General features: G+C 43.6%; 26 protein-coding genes and 1 tRNA gene. 19 read left to right on the top strand and 8 right to left on the bottom strand.

Annotated features, from left to right (window positions below; translation table 11 throughout):
• The first annotated feature begins 42 nt into the window (after nucleotides 1-42).
• The 10 genes from rpsN to A3860_RS08110 all read left to right on the top strand — a co-directional run bounded on the left by rpsN (nucleotide 43) and on the right by A3860_RS08110 (nucleotide 6,968).
• Nucleotides 43-312, top strand: coding sequence for a 30S ribosomal protein S14 (rpsN, locus tag A3860_RS08155; protein WP_081146059.1), 270 nt, complete (start codon nucleotides 43-45; stop codon nucleotides 310-312).
• Nucleotides 313-421: 109 nt separating this feature from the next.
• Entirely contained in the window at nucleotides 422-820 is a 399-nt protein-coding gene (gene rpsH / locus A3860_RS08150) for a 30S ribosomal protein S8 (RefSeq protein ID WP_081146058.1), read from the top strand.
• A 108-nt stretch (nucleotides 821-928) separates the two neighbouring features.
• On the top strand, nucleotides 929-1,483 hold the full coding sequence (gene rplF / locus A3860_RS08145; protein WP_081146057.1) for a 50S ribosomal protein L6: 555 nt from the start codon (nucleotides 929-931) through the stop codon (nucleotides 1,481-1,483).
• Between the two features lie 92 nt (nucleotides 1,484-1,575).
• Nucleotides 1,576-1,929 (top strand): 50S ribosomal protein L18, encoded by a 354-nt coding sequence (gene rplR / locus A3860_RS08140; RefSeq protein WP_081146056.1) that lies wholly within the window; start codon nucleotides 1,576-1,578, stop codon nucleotides 1,927-1,929.
• Nucleotides 1,930-1,970: 41 nt separating this feature from the next.
• Nucleotides 1,971-2,489 (top strand): 30S ribosomal protein S5, encoded by a 519-nt coding sequence (rpsE, locus tag A3860_RS08135; RefSeq protein ID WP_014220834.1) that lies wholly within the window; start codon nucleotides 1,971-1,973, stop codon nucleotides 2,487-2,489.
• A gap of 93 nt (nucleotides 2,490-2,582) precedes the next feature.
• Nucleotides 2,583-2,765: a 50S ribosomal protein L30 gene (rpmD, locus tag A3860_RS08130; protein WP_081146055.1), complete on the top strand. Its 183-nt coding sequence runs from the start codon at nucleotides 2,583-2,585 to the stop codon at nucleotides 2,763-2,765.
• 228 nt (nucleotides 2,766-2,993) lie between these two features.
• Complete coding sequence (gene rplO / locus A3860_RS08125; protein ID WP_081146054.1) at nucleotides 2,994-3,443, top strand: 50S ribosomal protein L15; 450 nt, start codon at nucleotides 2,994-2,996, stop codon at nucleotides 3,441-3,443.
• Between the two features lie 77 nt (nucleotides 3,444-3,520).
• Nucleotides 3,521-4,849, top strand: a complete 1,329-nt coding sequence (gene secY, locus A3860_RS08120; RefSeq protein WP_081146053.1) for a preprotein translocase subunit SecY — start codon at nucleotides 3,521-3,523, stop codon at nucleotides 4,847-4,849.
• 77 nt (nucleotides 4,850-4,926) lie between these two features.
• A complete protein-coding gene (gene map / locus A3860_RS08115; RefSeq protein ID WP_081146052.1) occupies nucleotides 4,927-5,727 on the top strand; it encodes a type I methionyl aminopeptidase in 801 nt (266 codons plus the stop codon).
• Nucleotides 5,727-6,968, top strand: a complete 1,242-nt coding sequence (locus A3860_RS08110) for a BaiN/RdsA family NAD(P)/FAD-dependent oxidoreductase (RefSeq protein WP_081146051.1) — start codon at nucleotides 5,727-5,729, stop codon at nucleotides 6,966-6,968. The genes map and A3860_RS08110 overlap by 1 nt, the downstream gene beginning before the upstream one ends.
• Nucleotides 6,969-7,057: 89 nt before the next feature.
• Here the strand turns inward: A3860_RS08110 and A3860_RS08105 are convergent, their stop codons facing one another.
• The gene (locus A3860_RS08105) at nucleotides 7,058-7,528 is read right to left on the bottom strand and encodes a DinB family protein (protein WP_081146050.1); all 471 of its coding nucleotides are present in this window, start codon (nucleotides 7,526-7,528) and stop codon (nucleotides 7,058-7,060) included.
• Nucleotides 7,529-7,933: 405 nt separating this feature from the next.
• On the opposite strand from A3860_RS08105, the gene rpsA reads away from it, so the two are divergent.
• Nucleotides 7,934-9,856: a 30S ribosomal protein S1 gene (gene rpsA, locus A3860_RS08100; protein ID WP_081146049.1), complete on the top strand. Its 1,923-nt coding sequence runs from the start codon at nucleotides 7,934-7,936 to the stop codon at nucleotides 9,854-9,856.
• Nucleotides 9,857-10,625: 769 nt separating this feature from the next.
• Here the strand turns inward: rpsA and hxpB are convergent.
• The gene (gene hxpB, locus A3860_RS08095) at nucleotides 10,626-11,282 is read right to left on the bottom strand and encodes a hexitol phosphatase HxpB (protein WP_081146048.1); all 657 of its coding nucleotides are present in this window, start codon (nucleotides 11,280-11,282) and stop codon (nucleotides 10,626-10,628) included.
• 34 nt (nucleotides 11,283-11,316) lie between these two features.
• A complete protein-coding gene (locus tag A3860_RS08090; RefSeq protein ID WP_081146047.1) occupies nucleotides 11,317-12,039 on the bottom strand; it encodes an SIMPL domain-containing protein in 723 nt (240 codons plus the stop codon).
• A 134-nt stretch (nucleotides 12,040-12,173) separates the two neighbouring features.
• Here A3860_RS08090 and A3860_RS08085 point away from each other — a divergent pair, with 134 nt between their 5' ends.
• Nucleotides 12,174-12,938 carry a lysophospholipid acyltransferase family protein gene (locus A3860_RS08085; RefSeq protein WP_081146046.1) on the top strand — a complete coding sequence of 255 codons (765 nt, stop codon included), beginning with the start codon at nucleotides 12,174-12,176 and terminating at the stop codon, nucleotides 12,936-12,938.
• A gap of 104 nt (nucleotides 12,939-13,042) precedes the next feature.
• On the opposite strand, the gene A3860_RS08080 is transcribed toward A3860_RS08085, so the two are convergent.
• Entirely contained in the window at nucleotides 13,043-13,561 is a 519-nt protein-coding gene (locus A3860_RS08080; protein ID WP_081146045.1) for an acyl-CoA thioesterase, read from the bottom strand.
• Nucleotides 13,562-13,623: 62 nt separating this feature from the next.
• The gene (locus A3860_RS08075; protein ID WP_081146044.1) at nucleotides 13,624-14,724 is read right to left on the bottom strand and encodes a mandelate racemase/muconate lactonizing enzyme family protein; all 1,101 of its coding nucleotides are present in this window, start codon (nucleotides 14,722-14,724) and stop codon (nucleotides 13,624-13,626) included.
• A gap of 187 nt (nucleotides 14,725-14,911) precedes the next feature.
• Between A3860_RS08075 and A3860_RS08070 the strand changes: the two genes are divergently transcribed.
• Nucleotides 14,912-16,138 carry a proline dehydrogenase family protein gene (locus A3860_RS08070; RefSeq protein ID WP_081146043.1) on the top strand — a complete coding sequence of 409 codons (1,227 nt, stop codon included), beginning with the start codon at nucleotides 14,912-14,914 and terminating at the stop codon, nucleotides 16,136-16,138.
• A 148-nt stretch (nucleotides 16,139-16,286) separates the two neighbouring features.
• Here A3860_RS08070 and A3860_RS08065 read toward each other — a convergent pair whose 3' ends face one another.
• On the bottom strand, nucleotides 16,287-17,144 hold the full coding sequence (locus tag A3860_RS08065) for a dienelactone hydrolase family protein (RefSeq protein ID WP_081146042.1): 858 nt from the start codon (nucleotides 17,142-17,144) through the stop codon (nucleotides 16,287-16,289).
• Between the two features lie 177 nt (nucleotides 17,145-17,321).
• Between A3860_RS08065 and A3860_RS08060 the strand changes: the two genes are divergently transcribed.
• Both A3860_RS08060 and A3860_RS08055 read left to right on the top strand, forming a co-directional pair.
• Nucleotides 17,322-17,396: transfer RNA gene (locus tag A3860_RS08060), tRNA-Val, on the top strand.
• 137 nt (nucleotides 17,397-17,533) lie between these two features.
• Nucleotides 17,534-18,103, top strand: coding sequence for a DUF4337 domain-containing protein (locus A3860_RS08055; protein WP_081146041.1), 570 nt, complete (start codon nucleotides 17,534-17,536; stop codon nucleotides 18,101-18,103).
• A gap of 161 nt (nucleotides 18,104-18,264) precedes the next feature.
• On the opposite strand, the gene A3860_RS08050 is transcribed toward A3860_RS08055, so the two are convergent.
• Nucleotides 18,265-18,690, bottom strand: a complete 426-nt coding sequence (locus A3860_RS08050; protein WP_081146040.1) for a DoxX family protein — start codon at nucleotides 18,688-18,690, stop codon at nucleotides 18,265-18,267.
• A gap of 165 nt (nucleotides 18,691-18,855) precedes the next feature.
• On the opposite strand from A3860_RS08050, the gene A3860_RS08045 reads away from it, so the two are divergent.
• The 4 genes from A3860_RS08045 to A3860_RS08030 all read left to right on the top strand — a co-directional run bounded on the left by A3860_RS08045 (nucleotide 18,856) and on the right by A3860_RS08030 (nucleotide 24,013).
• Nucleotides 18,856-19,461: a hypothetical protein gene (locus A3860_RS08045; RefSeq protein WP_081146039.1), complete on the top strand. Its 606-nt coding sequence runs from the start codon at nucleotides 18,856-18,858 to the stop codon at nucleotides 19,459-19,461.
• Nucleotides 19,462-19,480: 19 nt separating this feature from the next.
• The gene (locus A3860_RS08040; protein WP_143774004.1) at nucleotides 19,481-20,341 is read left to right on the top strand and encodes a CPBP family intramembrane glutamic endopeptidase; all 861 of its coding nucleotides are present in this window, start codon (nucleotides 19,481-19,483) and stop codon (nucleotides 20,339-20,341) included.
• Between the two features lie 30 nt (nucleotides 20,342-20,371).
• A complete protein-coding gene (locus A3860_RS08035) occupies nucleotides 20,372-20,869 on the top strand; it encodes a GNAT family N-acetyltransferase (RefSeq protein WP_245843498.1) in 498 nt (165 codons plus the stop codon).
• Nucleotides 20,870-20,995: 126 nt separating this feature from the next.
• Complete coding sequence (locus tag A3860_RS08030) at nucleotides 20,996-24,013, top strand: ligand-binding sensor domain-containing protein (RefSeq protein WP_081146037.1); 3,018 nt, start codon at nucleotides 20,996-20,998, stop codon at nucleotides 24,011-24,013.
• Between the two features lie 5 nt (nucleotides 24,014-24,018).
• On the opposite strand, the gene A3860_RS08025 is transcribed toward A3860_RS08030, so the two are convergent.
• Nucleotides 24,019-24,651 carry a response regulator transcription factor gene (locus A3860_RS08025; RefSeq protein WP_081146460.1) on the bottom strand — a complete coding sequence of 211 codons (633 nt, stop codon included), beginning with the start codon at nucleotides 24,649-24,651 and terminating at the stop codon, nucleotides 24,019-24,021.
• Nucleotides 24,652-24,975 lie beyond the last annotated feature (324 nt).

Below are 24,975 nucleotides of genomic sequence, written 5' to 3'. Positions count from 1 at the left end.
AGAAATCTATAAATTCAGAAATCTCAAAACGCAAAATATATTATGGCTAAAGAGTCAGTTAAAGCCAGACAAAGGAAAAGAGAACGTATGGTAGCGCAGTATGCCGAAAAACGTGCTGCACTGAAAGCTGCCGGCGATTGGAAAGCTTTAGATGAAATGCCGAAGAACTCTTCGAAAGTTCGTCTGAAAAACCGTTGCCAGTTAACAGGTCGTCCGAAAGGATATATCCGTTACTTCGGCGTAAGCCGTGTTACGTTCCGTGATATGGCTTTGAATGGTAAGATCCCAGGTGTGAAAAAAGCTTCCTGGTAAAGGCAACTCCCGATATTTATCGGGAAAGCCTCACAAGACATGAGAGCAAGCCTGAAAAGCAGGGACTACTCTTGAATAAAATTTAAAACTGTTTTAATTTAAAATAAACATGGTAACTGATCCCATAGCAGACTTCCTGACTAGAGTTCGTAATGCTCAGATGGCTGGCCACCGGATTGTTGAGATCCCGGCTTCTAATCTGAAAAAACGTATTACTGAGATATTGTACGATCAGGGATACATTCTGAAATACAAATTTGAGGATGATAACAAACAAGGCCTTATCAAAATAGCTTTGAAATACGATCCTCAAAGTAAAGAACCTGCTATCAAATCTCTGGAAAGAGTTAGCCGTCCTGGTTTACGTCAGTATGCCAGCCCTGCTGAATTCAAAAGAGTGAAAAACGGTCTGGGTGTTGCAATCGTGAGCACATCTCAAGGTGTTATGACCGACAAACAAGCCAAAAGCCAGAACGTTGGCGGCGAAGTTCTTTGCTACATCTATTAATCCCGGCTGAGATCGGGATGGTTCCTCAATACATTAAGCTCTTAACCTATAGGAGCTGACCGGTTGGGTGAACTGCAAACAATAAACAAACTTTAAATTAATTAAGTTATGTCTCGTATAGGTAAAAAACCGGTAACTGTTTTAAGTGGAGTTACAATTACTGTAAGTAAGGAAAATGTGATCACCGTTAAAGGTCCTAAAGGTGAATTAAAACAGTCAATTGACCGGGATATCAAAGCCGAAGTAAAAGACGGCGAAGTGATTTTTACTCGTCCTACCGACCAGATCCGTCACCGTGCAATGCATGGTTTGTACCGCGCGCTGGTGGCCAACATGGTGAAAGGTGTTACTGAAGGTTACTCCAAGAAACTGGAACTGGTAGGGGTAGGTTACAAAGCAAGCAATCAGGGTAACTTGCTCGATCTGTCGCTGGGTTACTCGCACAATATATTATTCGAAGTTCCCAAAGAATTGAAAGTGGCTACTGCACAGGAAAAAGGGGAGAACCCCAAGATCACCCTGGAAGGTATCGACAAACAGTTACTGGGACAGGTTGCTGCCAAATTACGCAGCTTACGTAAACCTGAGCCGTACAAAGGAAAAGGTGTTAAATACGTTGGCGAAGTTATTCGTCGTAAAGCTGGTAAAGCAGCCGGTAAATAATAAATGTGGTGGTATGCTGTTTGGCATACCACCACATTATCAAATTTTCACATTACTTCTCCGGCAGCATCGGAGAGCATAAAATAAAAGCAATGAATACCAAATTAGAGCAAAGGCAGAAGATACGCTACCGCATTCGTAAGAAGATTGCCGGTACTGCCGAAAAACCAAGACTGGCTATATTTCGCAGCAACAGCGATATTTATGCACAGTTGATTGATGACAACCAAGGTTTTACTCTGGCTGCAGCCTCTTCACGTGATAAGGATATCAGTGCGCAAAAGATCACTAAAGTTGAAAAAAGCAAACTGGTTGGTCAGGCTATTGCCCGCAAAGCAAAAGACCTGAATATTGCCAAGATCGTTTTCGACCGCGGTGGTAACCTGTACCACGGCCGTGTAAAGGCTGTTGCTGAAGGCGCTCGTGAAGGCGGATTAGAATTTTAAGACATCACATTTTACAATTCCGATAATTTCAAATAGAAATAATGGCAAAAGTTAATTTAAACAGGGTTAAAGCCGGCGATATAGAGCTGAAAGAGAAAGTGGTGGCTATTAACCGCGTGGTAAAAACAACCAAAGGTGGTCGCGCTTTTAGTTTTTCTGCCCTGGTAGTGGTAGGTAACGGAAATGGTGTAGTAGGTCATGGACTGGGAAAAGCAAAAGAAGTACAGGAAGCAATTACCAAAGGTATTGAAGACGCCAAGAAGAACCTGATCAAAGTGCCTATCATGCATGGAACTATTCCCCATGACCAATGGGCTAAAGAAGGTGCTGCCAAAGTATTGATCAAACCAGCCGCTCATGGTACTGGTGTGATCGCCGGAGGCAGTATGCGTGCTGTGCTGGAAAGCGCCGGTATTACCGACGTTCTGGCAAAATCACTGGGTTCTGCTAACCCGCATAACGTGGTGAAAGCTACCTTCAAATCACTGGCTTTACTGCGTGAACCGGTTACTGTTGCCCGTCAGCGCAAACTGAACCTGAAGAAAGTATTTAACGGATAACTCCCCAGCCTCCTAAAGGGGGAATAAGGGTTCCGTTATGAAAATAATTTTCAACTAAAAAACTTCCTGTGCCGGTTGGCAGAGATTGGGGTTATGAAAAAGATTAAAATCACTTTAGTAAAAAGTCCTATTGACCGTCCTGAGCGTCAAAAATTAACGTTACAGGCACTGGGCTTAAATAAGACCAACGCTTCAAAAGAAGTAGAAGCTACTCCGCAAATCCTGGGTATGGTTCGCAAAGTAACCCACCTGGTGAAAGTTGAGGAACTGGCTTAATCATAAACTATCCCCGGCGAAATCCGGGAACAGCTAGTGCAGATTAAACAAATTGCCAATAAAAAGCAGTCATTCTAACCAGATTGATTGCTTTTGATGTTAGTAAATCATTATTTTCGCGGCGATTTTATAGGCACATTTAATTCCGGTGCAACCGGGACGTCATATTAGCAAATTATCACATTAACAAAGCGAGGGGCGATTCCCCGTTAAGTAAAAATCAACAAGATGAAATTACATGAACTGAAGCCTGCAAAAGGCGCAACGCACAGAGAAAAACGTTTAGGTCGTGGTGAAGCTTCCGGTAAAGGTGGAACTTCTACAAAAGGTAACAAAGGGGGACAAAGCCGTGCTGGTTATCAACGGAAAAACGCGCATGAAGGTGGTCAGATGCCAATTCAGCGTCGTTTGCCCAAACGTGGCTTTAAAAACCCATTCCGCGTTGAATATAAAGTGTTTAATCTGGGTCAAATAGATCACCTGGTTGAAAAGTATGAACTGACAGAAATTTCTCATACATCATTGAGAGAAGTTGGACTGGCTGGTCAAACAGATAAAATAAAAATATTAGGTAACGGAGAGCTGAAAGGCAAGGTTGCTTTCAAAGTGAGTGCTATTAGCGAAAAAGCGAAGCAGGCGGTTGAAGCAGCTGGCGGTTCTGTAGAATTGGTAAAGTAATTTTTCCTAACTTGCATAGACGCATTAAAAGTGCGTCTTTTTTATTTTGAGGGAAATTTAAAAATCTTGGTAAATCCGTGAAAAAGTTCATACAAACACTGAAGAATATCTGGAGTATTGAGGAGCTGAGGAGTAAAATTCTGGTGACCATTACCCTGATAGCCGTTTACCGTTTAGGCACACACATTGTATTGCCCGGTATTGACCCCGAAAAGATCACTGTAAGTTCAGCTGGTGGCATCCTTGGACTGATCGATGCCTTCGCAGGTGGCGCCTTTCACCAGGCTTCTATATTAGCGTTGGGGATCATGCCGTATATTTCTGCATCTATCTTTATTCAATTGATGACCATCCTGTATCCTCCTTTTCAGAAATTGCAAAAGGAAGGCGACAGCGGTCGTAAAAAGATCAATCAATACACCCGTTACCTGACTGTGCTGGTTACCATTTTACAGGCCAGCGCTTACGTAGCATTCCTGAATTCTACTAACGGTCAGGCAATGGTTGAAGCTTACAAACCTTACTTCTGGCTTTCTACTACCATCATTCTTACTGCCGGTACCCTGTTCGTAATGTGGCTTGGTGAAAAGATCACCGACAAAGGATTAGGTAACGGTAGCTCAGTGATCATCATGGTGGGTATCCTTGCCCGCTTTCCTCAATCACTGTGGCAGGAATGGTCGGCCCGCTCAAACAGAGGCGGCGGCGGTTTATTGATCTTTGTAATTGAAATTGCCATCCTGGTTGCGATCATCATGGGGCTTATCATCCTGATCCAGGGTGTTCGCAAAGTGCCGGTTCAATATGCCAAACAAATTGTAGGTAACCGCCAGTTTGGTGGCGCCCGCCAGTTCTTACCCCTGAAGGTGAACAGCGCCGGTGTAATGCCTATCATCTTTGCACAGGCCATCATGTTCCTGCCAACCCTGTTAAGCAATTTCGACTCAACAAAAGGTCTCGCTGCAGTGTTTGGTAATCATAGCAATTTCTGGTACATGATCATTTATGCAGTAATGGTAATTGGTTTTACCTTCCTGTATACAGCGTTAATATTTAACCCCAAGCAAATTGCTGACGACCTGAAACGTAATAATGGATTTATTCCCGGTGTAAAACCCGGACAGCCTACAGCTGATTACATCGGCGCTGTTATGGATAAGATCACATTCCCAGGTGCGGTATTGCTTGCGCTGGTAGGTATATTGCCAGGTTTTGCACAAAGAATGAGCGTTCAGCAATCATTTTCTTCTTTCTTTGGAGGTACATCCCTGCTGATCATGGTAGGTGTAATTCTTGATACCCTTCAACAGATTGAAACGCAGTTGCTGATGCGCCAGTACGATGGCTTGATGAAGAGCGGACGGATCCAGGGACGCCAGCAGGTTACCCCGGCTTCTTCCATCTGATAAAATATTTTCAGCAATACAAACCTGACAGCTTGATAGTAGAGTTGTCAGGTTTTGTTTTAATATAAATTAATGCGATGATTTATTACAAAACAGAAGCAGAGATTGCATTGATGCGTGAAAGCGCTTTACTGGTTAGTAAAACACTGGCCCATATTGCCGGTTTATTAAAACCCGGTATCACTACGCTTTCGTTGGATAAGGTAATTGGCGAGTTTATTCGCGATCACCAGGCTGAACCCACTTTCCTGAACTATAAAGGCTATCCTTTTAACTCCTGCATTTCAGTGAACGACGTGGTGGTGCATGGTTTCCCCGACAAAAATGAGCTGCAGGAAGGTGATATTATTTCGGTAGATATTGGCACCTATAAAAATGGTTTTCATGGCGATCATGCCTATACGTTTGCCATTGGCAACCCCGGTGAAGATGTAATGAAGCTGATACGCGTAACCAAGGAATCGTTGTACAAAGGCATTGAGAAGGCAATTGCGGGTAACCGCATTGGTGATATCGCCTATGCCATACAGGAACATACCGAAAAAAAGCATGGTTATGGTGTAGTGCGTGAACTGGTAGGGCATGGACTGGGAAAAATGTTGCACGAAGACCCACAGGTTCCCAACTATGGCCGTCGCGGTACAGGTCAGGTATTACGGGAGGGGCTGGTATTGGCCATTGAACCAATGATCAATATGGGGAAGAAGGACGTGTATACCGAAGAAGATGGCTGGACGGTGCGTACTGTTGATCACAAGCCTTCGGTTCACTTTGAGCATGATGTATGTGTACGTAAAGGAAAGGCTGATATTCTTTCAGATTACAGCATTATAGAAGCAGCAGAGAAGAATAACCCGAATTTATTTACAAAGGCGTAATGGCAACAAAAAAACGGCTGGTAGTTATTGGCGGTGGGGCGGCCGGATTTTTTTGTGCAGTGAATGCTGCCCGGCTGCATCCTTCACTGGAAGTGATCATTCTCGAAAAGACCAGCAAATTTCTTTCAAAAGTAAAAGTTTCGGGCGGTGGCCGGTGTAATGTAACCCATTCGTGCTTTACCATCGCCGATATGGTACGCCATTATCCACGCGGCGCCAACTTTCTGAAAAAAGCATTTCACCAGTTTTTTACTACCGATACCATTCAATGGTTTACCGAACGCGGTGTGCCCTTGAAAACAGAAGAGGATGGGCGCATGTTCCCCGTATCCAATTCCTCACAATCGATCATTGATTGTTTAATGAAGGAGGCGAACAGGTATGGGGTTGAGATCAGAATGATGTCGGAGGTTAAAAGCCTCAGACCCGAGGGTGAAAAACAATTCAAGCTTGAGCTTTCTGATGACAGGCAGCTGGCCTGTGACTTCGTATGCATCGCCAGTGGCGGCTATACGAAACTAACCCAGTTCGGCTGGCTGCAGCAATTAGGGCATTCTATTGCAGAACCGGTTCCATCCCTGTTCACTTTCAATATGCCCGGCAATGCCATTACACAGCTGATGGGCGTATCGGTGCCCGAAGCATTTGTAAAAATTGCCGGCACATCCCTCTCGGCCAAAGGGCCGTTGCTGATCACCCATTGGGGATTAAGCGGTCCGGCAGTATTGCGGTTATCGGCCTGGGGCGCCAGGCAACTGGCAACAGACAACTGGCAATTTTCAATAATAATAAACTGGTTGCCCGCTTACAATGAGCAAACCTTGCGCGAATACCTGCAACAATTGCGATTCGAAATAGCCACGCAAAAGATCGGCAATAGAAATCCTTTTAACCTGCCGCAACGGCTTTGGCAATATTTACTGCAACTCTCCGGTATCGATGAAGAAAAACGATGGGCCGATCTGCCGGCGAAGGAGCAAAATAAATTGATTACGAATTGTTGTGCGCAGGAATGCAAAGTGCAGGGAAAAACAACGTTCAAGGAAGAGTTTGTAACCGCTGGTGGTATTCAGTTATCGGAAATAGATGCGAACACAATGCAAAGCAAGGTCATTCCCCATTTATATTTCGCAGGTGAAATACTGGATGTAGATGGCATTACCGGTGGTTTCAACTTTCAGCATGCGTGGACGAGCGGATTTATTGCGGCCAGCGCCATTGCAAAACAGCTGGAAGGGTAATAAGCCGGTGAGGATATGACGGGGTCCGAAAGGATCTTTTAATGACTTAAAAAATACTTCCGGACTTCCCGGCTTCCTGGTTTATTTTATTATTGCTTTTGCTCCTGTTCTTGCGGAAAACCCAGCAATCTTCTATGATAAGTGATCTGACCTGTATGATAATTCAAATGCGACAGCATGTGCAACAATAAGTATTCAGTTGTTACAGTTTCACCATTGATAGGCAAAGGATAATTTTTCTCCAGCTCTTTTTTGCTGGTTTGTTCCAATGCATCTTTAACGGCTACTTTCGCATTCTCTATTTCGTTTAACAGCTTGTGTTTGCCGATATTTTTTAAATTAAATTCTGCTTCCCGGTTACGGATGTAACCCGAATCACCCAACACCGCGCCAATAAAATGTTGTAAGCTGCCAGTCAGGTGCAAACACAGGTTGCCACCGCTGTTCTTGATACCTTCTTTAACTACCCACAGGCTGCTGTCATCAGGGTACAGGGAAATTTCTTCCGTCAGTTTATTCAGGTCCCGCTCAAATAATGTGATCAAAACTGGTGTAATCATAACAAATAGTCAGTTGAAAAATTTTCGATAAATGTAAAAAGAAAAAGTGCCTATCTGAATAACTGCACAAAAAAATAATTTTCATTACTTAAAAACAATCTTATTTATACACGTTTTCCCGGAATTATAAAGCCGGGCCATTTTCGTGCAGTATATACTGTTGGGTCGCTAATCGTTTTTGCAGTGTTAATCATACTATTAACACTGTTTTTTTTATAATCTTAAGAGAATTCAGATACGAACAGCGATCAGTACCGGAAAGGGGAACAACCGGGCACTAAAAAGGTTTATTTAAATATGTGCAAATCAATCGTTTACTAAACGAAAAAAAACGCGCAAACCCTTTACAATTCAGCATTTTGGACTATCTTTGCAGCCCGATTTAAAATCATCGGGTTTTTTATCATGTTTCAATTTATTAAACAATTAAACGCTGATGCACAGGAGTCTTCTGCAGCTGGTCAGGCTTCAGAAGCTACAGCGACACCAAAAGCACCTGTGCAGGCTCCTGAAGTTGTGGACAACAGTGCACACGACGATTTCGACTGGAGCATCGACAAACGCAACGTAGCATCTTACACCAAAGAACAAAAAGAAAAGTATGATGCTGTGTACGAAGGTACTTTCAAAGCGGTGACCGACGGTGAATTAGTAAAAGGCCTTGTAGTGGCGCTTACTAAAACTGATGTGGTTATCAACATCGGCTTTAAGAGCGATGGTCTGGTTTCGTTAAACGAATTCCGTGACCTGCCTAATCTGAAAACCGGTGATGAAGTGGAAGTAATGGTTGTTGAGAAAGAAGACCGGGAAGGTCACCTGAACCTCAGCCGTAAACAAGCCCGCATTACCCGCGCCTGGGAAAAAATCGTTGAAGTTCATAAGACTGGTGAAGTTATCACTGGTACTGTTACTTCAAAAACCAAGGGCGGTTTGATCGTAGACGTATTCGGTATGGAAACATTCTTACCGGGTTCACAGATCGATGTAAAACCTGTTACTGATTACGATCAGTTTGTTGGAAAGACCATGGAGTTCAAAGTAGTGAAGATCAACGAAGCTATCAAGAACGCCGTAGTTTCTCACAAAGCGCTGATCGAAAGCGATATCGAAGCACAACGTGCAGAGATCATGAGCAAACTCGAAAGAGGTCAGGTACTGGAAGGAACCATCAAGAATATTACCGATTTCGGTGCCTTCATGGATCTGGGCGGCTTAGACGGTCTGTTGTATATCACTGATATCAGCTGGGGCCGCATCAGCCATCCGGGCGAAGTGCTGAAACTGGATCAGAAACTGAAAGTGGTTGTATTGGATTTCGATGATGAGAAAAAACGCATCAGCCTGGGTCTGAAACAACTGACTCCGCATCCTTGGGATATTCTGCCAGAAAATATTCATGAAGGTTCTGTTGTGAAAGGGAAAGTGGTGAATATCGAAGATTACGGTGCATTCCTCGAGATCATGCCAGGTGTAGAAGGTCTGGTACACGTAAGTGAAATTACCTGGGCCAATACCCCTATCAATGCAAAGGAATTCTTCAAACTGGGTGATGAGTACGAAGCGAAGATCGTGACCCTGGATAAAGACAATCGCAAAATGAGCTTGTCAATCAAGCAAATGAGCGAAGATCCATGGAGCACTATCGAAACTAAATTCCCCGAAGGAAGCCGTCATACCGGTTTGGTGAAGAACATCACTCCTTACGGTGTGTTTGTTGAACTGGCTCCTGGTATTGGTGGTATGATCCACATCAGCGACCTGAGCTGGCTGAAACGCTTCAACCATCCTTCTGAGTACACTAAAGTTGGTGAAAACATCGACGTGGTGATCCTCGGTATTGATAAAGACAATCGCAAACTGCAACTCGGACACAAACAACTCGAAGAAGATCCCTGGAATGCATTACAGGGCACATTCGCTGTTGGTTCTTTACACGAGGGAACAGTTATTCGCAGAGACGACAAAGGTGGCATCGTTCAATTACCTTACGGTTTGGAAGGATTTGCGCCTAACCGTCACCTCATGCGCGAAGATGGCAAAAGCATCGGTGCTGATGAAACAACCCAATTCATGGTTATCGAATTCGATCGCAATGAAAAACGCATCGTAGTTTCGCATACCCGTATCTGGGAACAGTCTAAGCAGGAAGAAAAACAAGCTGCTCAGAAAGAAGCCCGTGCAGAAGCTGACAAAACCAAGAAAGCAGTGAAGAACATTCAGGGTAAAGTAGAAAAAGCTACTTTAGGTGACCTGGGTGCACTGGCTGAGATCAAAGAAAAATTAAAGCAGGAAGAACAACAAGGTGGTTCTACCGAAACAAAAGAATAAGCCTTGTATGCTTCAATGATTATAAGCGTTCCGGTTTACCGGGACGCTTTTTTTTGCAGTTAATGACAGGTGGGTGCAGCAATAACTTCTATATCTACCTGATATTCATAACCTGTTTGGGCACCCTTTTAACGGGTTCCTGACCGCGGTCAATAGTTATGAAATAAATCGCATATAAGCTTGCATTATAAAAATACCCGTTATATATTTATAACAGCAAATCAACGGGACGCAATCTTAATCCTATCCGCAACAACAACCAATCTTCCTCATACCCGTTATGATCAAAGGTTTGTGATGAGAGCCTTTTTCTTCCGATGAGAGACCCGATTGTATTGTAAAACAATAAATTCGTGGCGTATGAAAAAGCAATACATTTCTTTTGTGTTCATCTGCATCTTTATGTTCTTTTTTGCATTACACTGCCGGCCCTGATCCGGATATTCAATACCGGTTCATATACGATAGCCGCATTTCTACCATTAATCAGCCGTCAAAAATATTACGTACAATGATGACAGTTTCCGTTAGGAACGGTGCTGACCCATTGTGCCCCTGCAAACTTCTTACATACAGGTTCATTTGGGTAGTAACATTCAACGGGATGTTCCGGGGGGTACCGGGGCGTCCCGTTTGAGATTCGAAGTAGGAGGTAAGAAGTAGGAAGTAAGAAGATCCTTATTTTCGAGGCTGAAAAATAAAGGCAAGGCAGGAAGTTCAGGTTCTTCATACCTCTTACTTCCTACTTCACATTATTATGTGTACTGCGTTATAACGTCTCCAGAACAGTGTTATTAAACTTCAACAACGACGGCAACTTCCTGTCTGCAGCATCCCAACGGCCTTCGTGATGAACATGTGGAGCGGGTATCACAATACATTTCATGCGGGCAGCTTTGGCTGCGATCATTCCATTGAAAGAATCTTCAAAACAAATGCAGGAAGTAGGCGCAACGTTCAGTAATTCGGCGCAATTCAAAAACACCTGGGGATGCGGTTTGCCATGGGGAAGATGTTCGGCAGAAGTGATGGCATTCAGGTACGGTTGAATATTCAATTTTTCAACCACTGCTTCAATTAACTGCATAGGAGAGGAGGAGGCCAGTCCGATCAGAAAATTATTGGCTTTGAAAAACTCCATGATGTATTCCACACCCGGCATGGAAACGCCATGTTGCTTGATCTTGTCCAACGCAGCCTGTTCAACGCGTTTGGCGGCTTCCTTCGCCTGTTGTTTATCGATCGTGAAATGAGAGAACCAGTAATCGACCCATTCGGGTGTGCGCAAGCCGGTTGTAAGATTATATTGTTCATCGGTGAGCGTAACTCCGAATTGTTGCAGCATTTCGGAGCCTGCCTGTTGCCATAATGGTTCGGAATCAATCAGCAGGCCATCCATATCAAAAATTACCGCGGAAAATTTCATAGGGGCAAAGATAAAGGATAAGGTTTATGGAAAGTTATTTAAGTGCAAACACAACATTTATATCCATAGTGATTTTGATCTTTTTGAAATCAATGCCCGCATCTTCCGATTTGTAAGAAATGGAGGGTTTGTAAGAAACATTTTCAAAGAAGCCGCGCGTATTGTTAATACCCAGTGATTGTATATTGTCGGGGCCGTTTTCTGAAATGGTCACCGCTACGCCCAGGGTTTCACCTACTGCCTCAGTAAGATAGGTTGCTTTTTCTTTTGCGGCTTTTATAGCCATTATTTTCACCTGTTTACGGTATTCCTGTATTTTACTGTGTGAAACTCGAACGACATCGAAGCTCTGGGTGGCATCGTCATCGAGTTTGTTTACCAGTTCATCGATCTTTCTGCTGTTGCTGAATTTTATCTGGTAAGCAATGCTGCCATATAATTCATCCTTTGACTTTCTTTTGCTCAACCACGACCTGGGATTGGCGCCTTCGTATGAAGCAATAGTAATTGCTGAATCTGGTAGCCCTGCATTTTTGCACGTAGCCAGGAAATCGGTCTTTATCTTTTCCAGCTCTATTTTGCCAGTACCCTTTTTTTCATATTCTTTTAATGTGACCACTACATAAATTTCATCGGGAATAATTTCCATATCGGCGCTGCCGTTAACACTGATGGTTTTAGGGAACGGGTTAGGCGCCTGGGCTAGTAAACCTGTTGTCAATAACAATGCAATAACGAGTGTGATAATTTGTTTCATGGTTGATTATTTTATATCAATAGGATTTCGGAAATCTATAAATTACACAAATAAGTAAACGCTGAAAAACCTGATCATTACTTTATTAACAATTCCTTAATTTCGGTAACAATTGGTTGTCAAAACAATGCAGCATGAGTTCGATTAGTGAAAGGTTAAGACATTTTAAACTGGTACGAAAAATCTTATACCCCATCATAGGTATAATATCGTGGCCGGGGTTGGTTATTATTAACAAACTAAAGATCAGTGGAACCGAACATATTGCCCACCTGCCCAGGAAGAATGTGTTGTTTGTAAGCAATCACCAAACCTACTTTGCCGACGTTATTACTTTTCTTCATATTTTCTGCGCCGTGAAATGGCGCAGAAAGAACAAGCTGGGCATCCCTTATTATTTATTGAATCCCTTTACCAATGTATACTATGTGGCAGCAGAGGAAACCATGCGCGGCAGTTTTATCAGCCGGCTTTTTACCCTGGGTGGCGCGCTAACGGTAAAAAGGACCTGGCGTTCGGCGGGTACTGAAGTGCGTAAGGGGCTCGACCCATCAGATACCCGTAAAATTACCCGGGCACTGGAAAGCAACTGGGTGATCACTTTTCCGCAGGGGACCACCACGCCATACGCACCCGGCCGAAAAGGCACGGCGCATATTATAAAATTATGCAGGCCTGTTGTTATACCGGTTGTGATCAGTGGGTTCTGGCGTGCCTTTAATAAAAAGGGATTGAAGTTTAAAAAGAAAGGCACCCTGCTTTCTGTAACGTTCAAGGAACCGCTGCAAATAGATTATGAAGCATCTGTCGAAGATATTTTGCAACAGGTAATGGATGCCATTGAGCAAAGCAAATCATTTATGATGAAGGGTCCCCATCATTGGAAAACCACAATGTGATAATGTGATAATGCATTCAGGTCGTGCAGTTCCTATAAAAAGCAAAGTTCACGCGTATAGGTTGTATTCAATTATCACATTATCAAATTATCACATTGACCTATTTATTTGGTAAAGAGGGCTTTTAACTCCGTAGCGTCATTCGGCTGCATTTTTCCACCCAGTATCAGGCGAACCTGTCTTCTGCGCAAAGCGCCTTCAAACAGTTTAACCTCATCTTCAGTTTCGGGTATAAGGTTGGGAACTTTTCGTGGTTTTCCGTTGGGATCGAGTGCCACGAATGTAAAGTAGGCTTCGTTGCTTTTGTATTTGTACTGGTGCAGGGCATCTTCGCCCCAAACACTCATAAAGATCTCCATAGACGTATTAAAAGCCCGGGAAACCCTGGCCTGAATATGAACTGCATTTCCCAGCTTGATCGGATTTTCGAACGATATATTGTCAACCGATGCGGTTACCACCGGTGTGCCGCAATGCTTCATGGCTGACAGCGCAGCCGCAATATCCATCCAGTACATTAATCGTCCACCCATCAGGTTGCCAAACATATTGGTATCGTTGGGTAATACCAATTCAGTCATGGTAACTACTGACTCCTTGGCCGTTTTGGAATTCTGGTCCATTCTTTTTTTTGCGCAAAGATAAACAAACGATTATTAGCTGGTTAGTTTGTTTGCTTGCCGGGTTAAACAGTGACCATCTCCAATGTTTTGAGGAAATTTTCGTCGGCATCGGCCCCAATACCAGCCGTTTCGGGCACCTCAAGAAAAAATCCATTGTATTGCACACCACCCGTTACCGGATCGGTTTTATGCCCCAGCATGCAGGTATCCATATCGTAAAAAACGACATTGTCGTGGGCCAGCGCAAAATGCGCAAAAGCCGTCAGGGCAATCCGGCTTTCGAGCATGCCCCCCATCATACAGGGAATAGTATGTTGTTTGCATACTTCATGGATCTTCCTGGCTTCCCATATACCGCCCGATTTGGCGAATTTGATATTCACATAATCGCAGGCACCGGCAGCAATAATTCGTTTGGCATCATGGTGGTCAAAAACGCTTTCATCGGCCATGATCGGGATAGGCGATTGCTTTACCAGGGCAGGTAATTTATCATCATCCCAATGACGCATGGGTTGCTCGCAGAACTGGATATCATAAGGCGCCATGGTGGTCAATGCAAATACCGCATCTTCATACTTCCAGCCCTGGTTGGCATCTATGCGTAAACCAATGGAAGCGCCGGCCGCTTCGCGGATCTGGCGAACCCGTTCCACATCTGTCACGGCATCTTTGCCCAGTTTTATTTTAATGATGCGTACGCCCCGTTTTACAAAATCAACAGCTTTGGCGGCCATATTTTCGGGTGTATCGATCCCAATGGTAAGGTCGGTTTCGAGCTCTTTTTTGCTGTTACCACCCAGGTAGCGGTACAGCGGTACGCCGGCGGCCCGGGCTGCCAGGTCGTACAGTGCCATATCAAAAGCGCTTTTGATAGTGGCATTAAATGCGGTGAAGCTGTGCAATTCCTGCAACCGTTCTTCAATAGCAGCCGCATTTTTGTCTTTCCAGAGCGCGGCAAAATCTTTGGCCATTTCAAAACAGGTAGCCTGGGTTTCGCCCACGATCATGGGAAAGGCAGAGCATTCACCCACACCATATATACCGGCATCGGTATGTACCCTGATAAATATATTTTGGGCATAATGCATGGTCCCCGTTGCAATGGTAAAGGGATGCATGGGTATGCTGAACTTATAAATATCGGTATGTAAGATTCTCATAATGGGCACAATATACAAGGTTCGGGGCACCTAAAAACCAGCAGGAAGACGCAAGGCTACTGAAAGCCGGCCGCAACTGGGTGCTGATAATCAGCCTCATAAGGAAATCGATTGCGTAAACGGAACGTAAAAAACTTAAAATTTACCAGCTAATGAATTATCTTCGCGCCTAACATTCGTTAGTTCTATGTCCAAAACCGCCGTTGCTGTATCTTTTGATAATACGGAAAATGCATTTGCTTACAAATCAGCTAAAGAATTAAAAAAAGCCCAATTCCTGTTCTCGAGCATGGGCTACCAGAGTCTGGTAAAGCTTGGCACCAGACTTACTCCCTGGGCCATAAAAGTTGGCCTGCCAATCAGGAATATCATCCGCAATACCATATTTGAACAATTTGTAGGGGGCGAAACCCTGGAAGAAACTGCCCGGGTGGCGGCGAAGTTGAAGCAATTCAATGTACAGGTAATACTCGATTATGGGGTAGAAGGGAAGGAAGGGGAAGAAAATTTTGATCATGCCACCGAGGAATTCATCAAGGTGATCAATTATGCGGCCACGCAACCGAATATTCCTTTTATGAGCGTGAAGGTGACCGGCCTGGCGCGCTTTGCCCTGCTTGAAAAACTGGATGCAGCAGCCACCAGTAAAAGCGGGTTCGAAGGAAAAGTGCATACCGATGTATTGAACGCTGCAGAAAAAGCGGAATGGCAACGGGTGGTTGACCGTATTGTTCGCATTTGTGAAGCTGCCGCTGCCAAAAGAATAGGGGTGTTGATCGATGCAGAAGAAAGCTGGATACAGGACCCCGTTGATGCGCTCACCATGCAAATGATGGAGCGGTTCAACAAGCAACGAACAGTGATCTATAATACGATACAGCTGTACCGCCACGACCGCCTGCAATTCCTGAAAGACAGCTTTGCATCGGCGCAACAAAAGGGGTTCATCCTGGGTGCCAAACTGGTACGTGGCGCTTATATGGAAAAAGAGCGTAAGCGGGCTGCTGACATGAATTATCCCTCGCCCATACAACCCAGTAAAGCCGCTACCGACCGCGACTACAATGCCGCCCTTGAATTTTGTATTGACTACCTGAATTACATTGCCCTGATTGTAGCCTCGCATAACGAGTACAGCAATTTATATACTACCGAACTGCTCGATAAAAAAGGAATACCACATAATCATCCACACGTGCATTTTTCGCAACTGTATGGCATGAGTGATAACATTACTTTTAATTTGGCAATAAACTCCTTCAGGGTAAGCAAATACTTACCATTCGGGCCAATAAAAGATGTGATCCCTTACCTTATGCGCAGGGCCCAGGAAAATTCTTCCGTATCGGGACAAACAGGCCGTGAGTTAGGGCTGATAAAGAAGGAGATGGAAAGAAGAAAGTCAATCAGCTGATTTTGGGAAATTGGATAAATAGTGTAATAAAGGTTCAGAAGTAAGAGGTAGGAAGTAGGAGGTAAGAAGATACCGGATTTTGAACTTCCTATTTCTTACCTCATACTTCTTACTTCGCAAAGCTATTATTACAGATTTATTATTAAAATTACTTAAGCCTCTCTCCGAATAACTTCAACGTGCGCTCCCAGGCCAGCTTCGCGGCGGCCGCATTGTAACGCGTAGGCGCGGTATCGTTATGGAAAGCGTGGTTGGCGCCTTCGTACATATACAATTCATAGTGGGTGCCTGCTTTTTTCAGTGCTTCTTCATAAGCCGGTATGCCGGCATCGATGCGTTCATCCAACGAGCCATAATGCAATTGAACGGCAGCTTTAATGTTGGGCACATCTGCGGCCTCGGGTTGCTTGCCATAGAATGCAACAGCAGCCTTCAGGTCGGGCACATGAACAGCCAACTGGTTTGCCAGGCCACCGCCCCAGCAAAAGCCCACGCAACCGGTTTTACCATTGCAGGCCGGTAGTGATTTCAGGTAATCAAATGCCTTTATAAAATTGTTCAGGTTCTTTTGGGTATCCAGTTTGCCAAACATATTACGGGCTTCATCTTCATTGGCGGGGGTACCACCCAGGGGCGACAAGGCATCGGGCGCCAGGGCCAAATAACCGGCCACAGCCACCCGGCGGGTAACATCTTCAATATGCGGATTCAATCCCCGGTTTTCATGAATGATGACAACCGCGCCATACTTTCCTTTTTCTTTGGGTTGTGCCAGGTAGCCCTTCATAGTACAATCATCACCGGCATAAGTAATATGCGCTGTGGTTATGCGGTCATCCTGAGCTGGCACTGTTTGTGCCCGGGCATAATTCACCTCCAGCATGGGTAATACCGCAAGGGCTGCAGCCAGGCTGCCGGTGAGTTTGGTAAGCCGGCGAAGGAATTCTTCGCGTGAAAGCGGTGCGTGGGTATATTCGTCGAAGAGGTTGATTATTTCCTGTTTCATGTGAATGGCTTGAATGGGTGATACTTTCCTAAAGTTAACGAATTACAATTTTGACGGCATGCCTGTATTTTTCCTGCTGCCGGCCGGGGGGGATATTTAAGAATAGTATATCATTTTCAAATATGTAATAAATTTGGGGAAGGCAGCTGACTGTTTTACCTTCGGTCTCCGTGTTACGGATCGCTAGCTCAGTTGGTTTAGAGCACTACTTTGACAGAGTAGGGGTCGCTGGTTCGAGCCCAGTGCGATCCACAGAATAGAACGGAAGTGAAGGATAAATTTCACTTCCGTTTTTATTTTTGGTGAAAGCCGCATCAGTTGTTAAAAAGCACCGGAATGACCGGGAAGTGATTTATTAAAAGTATTTTACCGGGAAATAAATAGTCAACATGAGCGATATCTCAGAAACAATTCAGGAGCCTGTTGAGCAGGCGGGCAAAAGTAAGATCAATTCAAGAGTTGCACTTTTTGTTGCAATAACTGCCACTTTTATGGCGCTGTGCAATGTAAAGGATGGAAATGTTGTTCAGGCAATGTCGCAGGCCCAGGCACACAGTATTGATGCGTGGTCATATTTTCAGGCAAAGAGTACAAAACAGGCTATTGCAGAAAATACACTTGAATTGCTTAAAGTACAAAACCCTGCCGGTAACGAATCGTTGATCAAAAAGTATTCGGAACAAATAGAGAGATATGAAAAAGAAAAGACTGAAATAAAAGCACAGGCTGAAGGTTTTCAAAAGGAATATGACGACATCAACCTTTTTGATGACCAGTTCGACATGACTGATGCCTTGTTAACCATAGCTATTGCCATGTTCGGAATTACTGCTTTAACACAAAAGAACTGGCTGCTTTATTTCTCGGCTATTGTAAGCTTAACCGGGATCATTTTGGGGTTGGCAGCTTTTCTGAAAATTAGTTTGCATTCAGATCTTATATCCAAAATACTGGGCTAAATATCTTTTTACCGGCGAATAGCAAAAACAGGTTGGCTGCTTATGAGAGGAAAGGACACGCTATACATGGCCTTAAAATATAAAGAGGTTGATCCATATTGCCGGGTCAACCTCTTTGATGAACGGGTAACTTACCTTATCTATGAGAAGCAAGGATCAATTTATTTGTTAGCCAGTTTTCTTGAAGCTGGCCTCAGGTACCAGGAACCTGCTGTTAACATCATAAACACGAGCGGACCGATCCATGCGGCAGGCACATCTCCAACAGCAAGATGCGATGCAAAGGCTCCTGAGTAAACAAAAAACAAGCCTGCATAAGCCCACTCTTTGATCAAAAGCATCCTTGGGACCAGAATGGCAATGAATGCCGGTATTTTCCAAATTCCGATTATGGTGAGTAAATACACCGGATAACCAAGATGGTTGAAAATACCTCTTACGAATTCATTACGGCTTAGGTCCCATTGAGCGCCGGCAGCAGTTTCCAGTGCAATAAGTATGGTGCAGATCCAATATGCGATCATTTTTATTTTTACGGATAATGAAGTTTTTGTTTTGTTGGCGGTCATGTTGATGGATGTTGTCATGATTAATTGTTTTTATATCATAATAATGACCGGATAAAGGGAAATTGGACAGAAAGGGAAAATTTTTTTGAGCGGGTAACGGAATTTTAATGATTTGCTACTCTACTTATTTTTCTCAACTTTTGTATTTTTATTTTATCACTGAAATCCTTGCCAGTCATTCTTATGACCCCCAGATCATTAATTACCATATCTGCAATATTTTTTTCATGTAATACCGGTCATGTAAAAACACCGGATGCTGGTGCGGTTCCAACCCAGGATTCCCCTGCAACCGGTACCATAACAGCAGTGGAACCCCCGAGGGCCATCCCTGCTGACACTACTTCCAGTGATTATTTCATTTACTTACTTGAAAACGAAAAAGACTTAAATGATCACTGGACAAAAAAATTAAATGCGCTCGATGATTTTTTACTTCCAACCTACACCCCGTTTCATTTATCATTAGTTCGTAACTGGATAATTAATGATTCTGTTTCGGTAATTATTTTTAACCTTGGTACCGGTACAGATTCCGACGAGTATTTGTTAACGGTAAAGAATAAAAAAGATATTGTATCAAAAGTTCATATCGAAGATGCGGCAGATGCTGATGTCACCGAAAACAATAAGGATTATTATTACATGGAATATCAACAGGTTGATAACAGAAAGATAAAGCTGTTCAAACATATCATTCTGAACTATGACACCGATAAAGAAAAAGACAGCATGATGGCAGTTGAGAATTGGGTGATCAGGGATAACGGAATGGCGGTAAAAAAATAAGATAACTATAAACCTTATTATGAAATTTGATATTATTACCCTAAGCTGGATCTGTTTCTTTGCCGGCAGTTTACTGGTTTGTTTTAAAAATACCCTGCGCGCAGGCTGGGCCGTATTACTGACTGCTTACGCATTGGCTTTTGCAGGAAAGGAGATCACTTTTACCGGTCTCGGGTGGCTGTTGCTAACGGCCGGTACTTTGCTCCTCGCCGTTCGCCAGCATGGGTGGAAACAGTTTGCGTTGCATGGTGCTTTTTTTGTCCTGAGCGTGCTGTTGTTCCTGCACCGCCTTCCCGGGTTTAATAACCTGCTTGTTTTTGATAAGGTGCATTTTACACCCGATGCAGCGCCATTCACCATGTATCTTAACCTCGATAAACCGTTTAATGGTTTTATACTTTTTACCTGTTTTGGAAGTGTATGGTATAGCCACCGCCCAAATGCAATAACCTTATTAAAGGCTATCGCTTTACCATTGATAGCAATAGCCGCCATATGCCTGGGAACAGCGCTCTTGCTGCATTTTGTTAACTGGGACCCCAGGCTGCCAGCCAACGCCTGGTTGTGGATGCTGAACAACCTGTTATTAGTAGCAGTTTGTGAAGAAGCATTCTTCCGGGGATACCTGCAGGGCATTCTTGGCAAGCAAATTTTTAAAGGAAAAAGCCCCTATATTCCATTATTCATTACAGCGCTTTTATTTGGACTGGCACATACAACAGGCGGGCCTGCGCTCATGCTGTTGGCCTTTATTGCCGGTTGTGGCTATGGTTGGGCGTATAACAAAGGCGGTATGCTGGCATCTATTTTAACCCATTTCTTTTTTAATGTACTACATTTCTTTTTGTTCACTTATCCAATGCTTGCAGCCCGCCATTAATATTGATAATTATCAACAAACATGTATTTAATGACAATCAGACCGGGAAATATTGAAGATCTCGATCAATTAAGAAAGCTGGCATTAAGGTCCTGGTCGCAATTTCAGGATGAGCTAACACCGGAGAACTGGCAACAGCTGTTTAATATTCTGAATAACTTAGAAACATATACCACGCTTCTTGACAAGGCCGATTGTATTGTTTGCGAAACCGCAGAGAAAGCCATTGTTGGAATGGCATTTCTCGTTCCCAGTGGCCATGCTACAGAAATTTATAAGTCTGAATGGTGTATTATAAGGTTCTTAACAGTTGATCCTGAATATGGCAGCAAAGGCATAGGCAGGCAATTAACAGAGAAGTGTATTGAACTGGCAAAAAGCCACAACGAACAAACCATTGCCCTTCACACTTCTGAAATGATGAACCGGGCACGACACATCTATGAGCGTTTGGGATTTACCATATTAAGAGAAATTGAACCAAGGTTTGGAAAAAAGTATTGGTTGTATACACTTGATCTAGCCTGAGCTATTAAAAAATACTTGCTATCGGTTCCAAAAAAATCCCCATTTACCCGCTGTTTGACTATTCGTCATTAACATTATTTAATTGTAATTTACACTATTATTAATCTTTGCCCCATATCGAGCAGTATGGTATTCTCCCTTACCCGGTTGCTTATATTACTTGCTTTTTGCATGTTGCTGTATATGCCATCCGATGCACAAACCAGCCAGCCCGATTACAGTGTCGTCAATTACAACAGCGATAATGCCCTTCCTCAAAACAGCATCAATGACATGGATTTCGATAGCAATGGTTTTCTATGGCTGGCTACCGAAATGGGAATGATACGCTTCGACGGGCAACACTTTAGGGAGTATACAATGGGTAATTCCCCAGCCTTGTATACCAACAGGTGCGCCCTGGTTAAATCAAGGAAAGGTAAAATACTGATTGAGCCCGGTTATTCCTACCACCACATTCTAACTGTTACAAATGATTATCAGATAAAAGACGACAGTATTCTTTCCGCGAACCCCTACCAGGTTAACCGGTGGAGTTGCTGCCTCTTTTACTATGATAACATCTTTAAAAAATGGGGGCGTGATTCAACGGCCTTTAAAGGCCTGTTTCACAGGTTGGATCTGAATGGTGACCTGGTAACAGCTAACGAGAGACAGGCTTATGTTAGAAAAGATTCAAGCTTCTATTATCTCAACGATAATGCGGCCGAAGTAAGGTTGCTGAAAGAAACAGAAGGCCATGCATTCAAGATGTTGTTCATGGTAGACGATGTATGTTGCTATTTAGACAGGCAAAATCGCTTTTATGCTTACAGGCAGGGACGCTTGCAAAAAAGCATAACCTTAAGCGACCGGCTCATGAAGATCTTCAGCCAGGCCGAGTCGGGGGCATACCCCAGTCAGTATACAGTAAAAGCCTTGCGCGATGCCCGCCATTCATTCCTTATTTACAAAGGAAATATCCTGCTCCTGAATATCAGGAACGGGGTGCTTGATTTTGAAGTACTGGCTGCCAACACTGCTATTAAGAACATAAACGTTCTCATTTACGACGAGGTGTACCGCACCTTATATGTGGGAACCGCAACCAATGGATTGTATATTCTTAGAAAATATGCTTTCGACCGGCTGTTTTTTGCCAGTGATAATTATGCGATCAACAGCATGTATGCACAGGTGGAAATATCACCCGGCCGCATTCTAACATCATCCGGCGTGCTAAGCCGCAACAATGCGGTAAATAAACCAACGCCAGGCTTGTACGACCGGCCTGCCCTGTTGCGATCATCTGACGGTTATATCTGGTACTCAAACTATGATTCTTTAAAAAGGATCGATACCGGCCTGCGTAAACCTGTTACCCTGCAACGTCTCGGCTCCTGGTTGATGGCGATCACCGAAACAGGAAATAAAGATATTTTAATTGGCGGTTTGCATGATTTGTTCCGTCGCAGGGGAAACGATATCACTTTCTTACTGAATATGTCGGAAGATATACAGGTGATCAATGAAATGTTTCCAAACGATCTTTGGATCGGTACTTCAGGCGGCTTGTATTCATACGACCTCACGAAGGGAGTGATTCGCCGTTTGTCTTTGCAAAATGCTTCGGTAAGGGCCCTCTATAAGGCCGGTGATGGAAGTATATGGGTTGGTACATACGGACAGGGATTTTATAAATACGTCAATGGGCGGTTCCTGAAAATGCCCATTGACCCGGGTAACAACCTGGCTACCATTCATTGTTTTATGGAAGACCGGCTTGGGTATTTCTGGTTGCCAACCAACAAAGGATTATACCGGGTGGCGAAAAAAGAACTCGACAGTTACGCTGCAGGCAGCAGGGAAAATATTTTCTATTATTATTTCGATAAATCGGTCGGGTATTCAACCAATGAATTCAATGGCGGTTGCATGCCCTGCGGTATAGTTTTACAGAATGGTCATTTTTCCCTTCCTTCTCTTGATGGATTGGTTCAGTTCAGGCCCGACAGCATTCCTGTTGAGCTGCCCACTTCACCAGTTTTTATTGACCGCATTATACCTGAAGAAAAGAAAGTGTTGCCGGGTGATCATTTTAAACAGCGGCAGGATTCAGGCCCGTTGGTATTTATGATCTCATCACCTTATTTCGGCAACCCGGCCAACCTGCATATTGAATATCAGATACCTCAGCTCGACAATAAATGGCGACCGGTGAATAGTGATGGCAGACTGGTGTTAACCGGTTTGCGAAAAGGAGAATATACGCTTATCATTCGCAAGCAGGAACATTACGGCCATTATGCCTATAACCGAATTTCGTGGACTGTACTTCCATACTGGTTCGAAACCATCTGGTTCTTGCTGCTGGTAGCAGTAGTATCAATAAGCATTCTGTTTTTTATTTTTCTGTTCCTGTATACACGAGAGGTGAGGCGGGCAGCCCAGCTTGAACAAAAAGTAGCGGAAAGAACGGAAGCCTTAACGGCAAGCAATCTGGTAAAGGAGAAAATGATCGCCGTTATTCTGCATGACCTGCGATCGCCATTGCGCTTTTTGCATATCATGGCCGAATATATTTATGAGAATTATCAAAAAGCAACCCGGCCTGAAATGACTGATATGTTGTTGAAATTCCGTAATGCCACGCATGACCTGAACGACTTTACACAGGATTTCTTAACATGGACAAATGCTCAGAAAGAAGGATTTGTTATACGACGGGAAAGAATAGCCCTTCGCGACACTGTAGCCGGTATTGTTTCACTGTATGAACCTGCGGCCACTATCCGAAACAATAACCTGCTTAACCTGGTGCCGCCGGACCTTATTTTGATCTCGGACCTGAATATCCTGAAGCTGATCATCCGGAACCTGGCCGATAATGCCAATAAGTATACCGTAAATGGAGAAATAAAAATAGAAGCCGTACAGGTTGCCAACAGTGTCATTATCACTATAACCGATAACGGTAAAAGTATGGATAAAGAGATCGTAGCCGGAATACTGAATGATACCTATCAGGCAGATAATAGCAATCATGGTTTAGGGTACAGGATCATCCGGGAACTATTGGCAAGGATCGATGGAAAGCTGGCGATAGATCAACCCGGAGATACCGGTAACAGGATAACCCTCAGTTTCACGACAGATAATGAATGAACGGGTTATACAATATCGAACCGTTTAACCAGCGTGGTTAATTCAATTACATTTTTAACCTTCAGCTTTTGAAGAATACTGGCTTTATGCGTACTAACGGTTGAGATGTGAATAGACAGGATCTCGGCAATCTCCGATACATTCTTTCCATCTACAAGATGCGTCATTACTTCGAGTTCCCGGGCCGACAGGTTCTCAAATGCACTGCTTGCGGGTGTTCCCTCTAACGCCTGCCGGGTAATGATCTCCTGCAGTTTGGGGCTCAAATATTTCCTGTTGTTCATAACAGTAGTAATGGCCCTGCGGATCTCAACCGCATCGGATTCTTTATTAATAAATCCCAGGGCGCCCAGCTGCAGATATTTTTTTGCATAGATCTCTTCGCTGCTCATGCTAAGGATCAGCACTTTCAAATGCGGTTGAACGCTGAAGATATTTTTAAGCAAATTAACCGAGTCGGTGGCAGGCATATTGATGTCCATTACAAACAGATCATACTGGGTCGTTTGTATTTTTTCCCAGGCGCAATTGCCATCGCTGCATTCATCTATCTGCGCATTTATATATTCCGAATTAATAAGAACACTTAAACCTGTTCTTACTATGGTGTGATCATCTGCGATTAAAATTTTTTTCAAGAAGGTGGTACTTTGGAGTTTAAACAATTTTGATACTATTGAACGGCGATGTTACTATTACAAAAGTACGAAACGTTGCGGTAGATATTGGTTTTCAGTTATATGAAAGCTCGTTTTTCTTTTACCCATTTTTCCAACTATTACTACCTGTACTACAACAAAAAATTGGCTACTTGCACTTATAAAGTTAAGAAAGCAACGTAATCATACTGAACTGTGAATTATTTGATTACAAGTTAAATATTTAATCCGCATGATCTGTTTGATACCATAGACTTGTCCTTTGAGAACGGAGTTTAATATCCAGTATCCGCTTTGATGTGC

Source organism: Niastella vici (genome assembly GCF_002077945.1).
In the GTDB taxonomy this organism is placed as follows: domain Bacteria; phylum Bacteroidota; class Bacteroidia; order Chitinophagales; family Chitinophagaceae; genus Niastella; species Niastella vici.
Note: the sequence above shows the minus strand (reverse complement) of the source record. Positions and strands in the feature narration are given on the sequence as shown.

Bases quoted from the DNA above. Each gene is read 5' to 3' on its own strand.
- rpsN (WP_081146059.1), top strand. From the start codon at position 43: ATGGCTAAAGAGTCAGTTAAAGCCAGACAAAGGAAAAGAGAACGTATG.
- rpsH (WP_081146058.1), top strand. From the start codon at position 422: ATGGTAACTGATCCCATAGCAGACTTCCTGACTAGAGTTCGTAATGCT.
- rplF (WP_081146057.1), top strand. From the start codon at position 929: ATGTCTCGTATAGGTAAAAAACCGGTAACTGTTTTAAGTGGAGTTACA.
- rplR (WP_081146056.1), top strand. From the start codon at position 1,576: ATGAATACCAAATTAGAGCAAAGGCAGAAGATACGCTACCGCATTCGT.
- rpsE (WP_014220834.1), top strand. From the start codon at position 1,971: ATGGCAAAAGTTAATTTAAACAGGGTTAAAGCCGGCGATATAGAGCTG.
- rpmD (WP_081146055.1), top strand. From the start codon at position 2,583: ATGAAAAAGATTAAAATCACTTTAGTAAAAAGTCCTATTGACCGTCCT.
- rplO (WP_081146054.1), top strand. From the start codon at position 2,994: ATGAAATTACATGAACTGAAGCCTGCAAAAGGCGCAACGCACAGAGAA.
- map (WP_081146052.1), top strand. From the start codon at position 4,927: ATGATTTATTACAAAACAGAAGCAGAGATTGCATTGATGCGTGAAAGC.
- A3860_RS08110 (WP_081146051.1), top strand. From the start codon at position 5,727: ATGGCAACAAAAAAACGGCTGGTAGTTATTGGCGGTGGGGCGGCCGGA.
- A3860_RS08105 (WP_081146050.1), bottom strand. From the start codon at position 7,528: ATGATTACACCAGTTTTGATCACATTATTTGAGCGGGACCTGAATAAA.
- rpsA (WP_081146049.1), top strand. From the start codon at position 7,934: ATGTTTCAATTTATTAAACAATTAAACGCTGATGCACAGGAGTCTTCT.
- hxpB (WP_081146048.1), bottom strand. From the start codon at position 11,282: ATGAAATTTTCCGCGGTAATTTTTGATATGGATGGCCTGCTGATTGAT.
- A3860_RS08090 (WP_081146047.1), bottom strand. From the start codon at position 12,039: ATGAAACAAATTATCACACTCGTTATTGCATTGTTATTGACAACAGGT.
- A3860_RS08085 (WP_081146046.1), top strand. From the start codon at position 12,174: ATGAGTTCGATTAGTGAAAGGTTAAGACATTTTAAACTGGTACGAAAA.
- A3860_RS08080 (WP_081146045.1), bottom strand. From the start codon at position 13,561: ATGGACCAGAATTCCAAAACGGCCAAGGAGTCAGTAGTTACCATGACT.
- A3860_RS08075 (WP_081146044.1), bottom strand. From the start codon at position 14,724: ATGAGAATCTTACATACCGATATTTATAAGTTCAGCATACCCATGCAT.
- A3860_RS08070 (WP_081146043.1), top strand. From the start codon at position 14,912: ATGTCCAAAACCGCCGTTGCTGTATCTTTTGATAATACGGAAAATGCA.
- A3860_RS08065 (WP_081146042.1), bottom strand. From the start codon at position 17,144: ATGAAACAGGAAATAATCAACCTCTTCGACGAATATACCCACGCACCG.
- A3860_RS08055 (WP_081146041.1), top strand. From the start codon at position 17,534: ATGAGCGATATCTCAGAAACAATTCAGGAGCCTGTTGAGCAGGCGGGC.
- A3860_RS08050 (WP_081146040.1), bottom strand. From the start codon at position 18,690: ATGACAACATCCATCAACATGACCGCCAACAAAACAAAAACTTCATTA.
- A3860_RS08045 (WP_081146039.1), top strand. From the start codon at position 18,856: ATGACCCCCAGATCATTAATTACCATATCTGCAATATTTTTTTCATGT.
- A3860_RS08040 (WP_143774004.1), top strand. From the start codon at position 19,481: ATGAAATTTGATATTATTACCCTAAGCTGGATCTGTTTCTTTGCCGGC.
- A3860_RS08035 (WP_245843498.1), top strand. From the start codon at position 20,372: ATGACAATCAGACCGGGAAATATTGAAGATCTCGATCAATTAAGAAAG.
- A3860_RS08030 (WP_081146037.1), top strand. From the start codon at position 20,996: ATGGTATTCTCCCTTACCCGGTTGCTTATATTACTTGCTTTTTGCATG.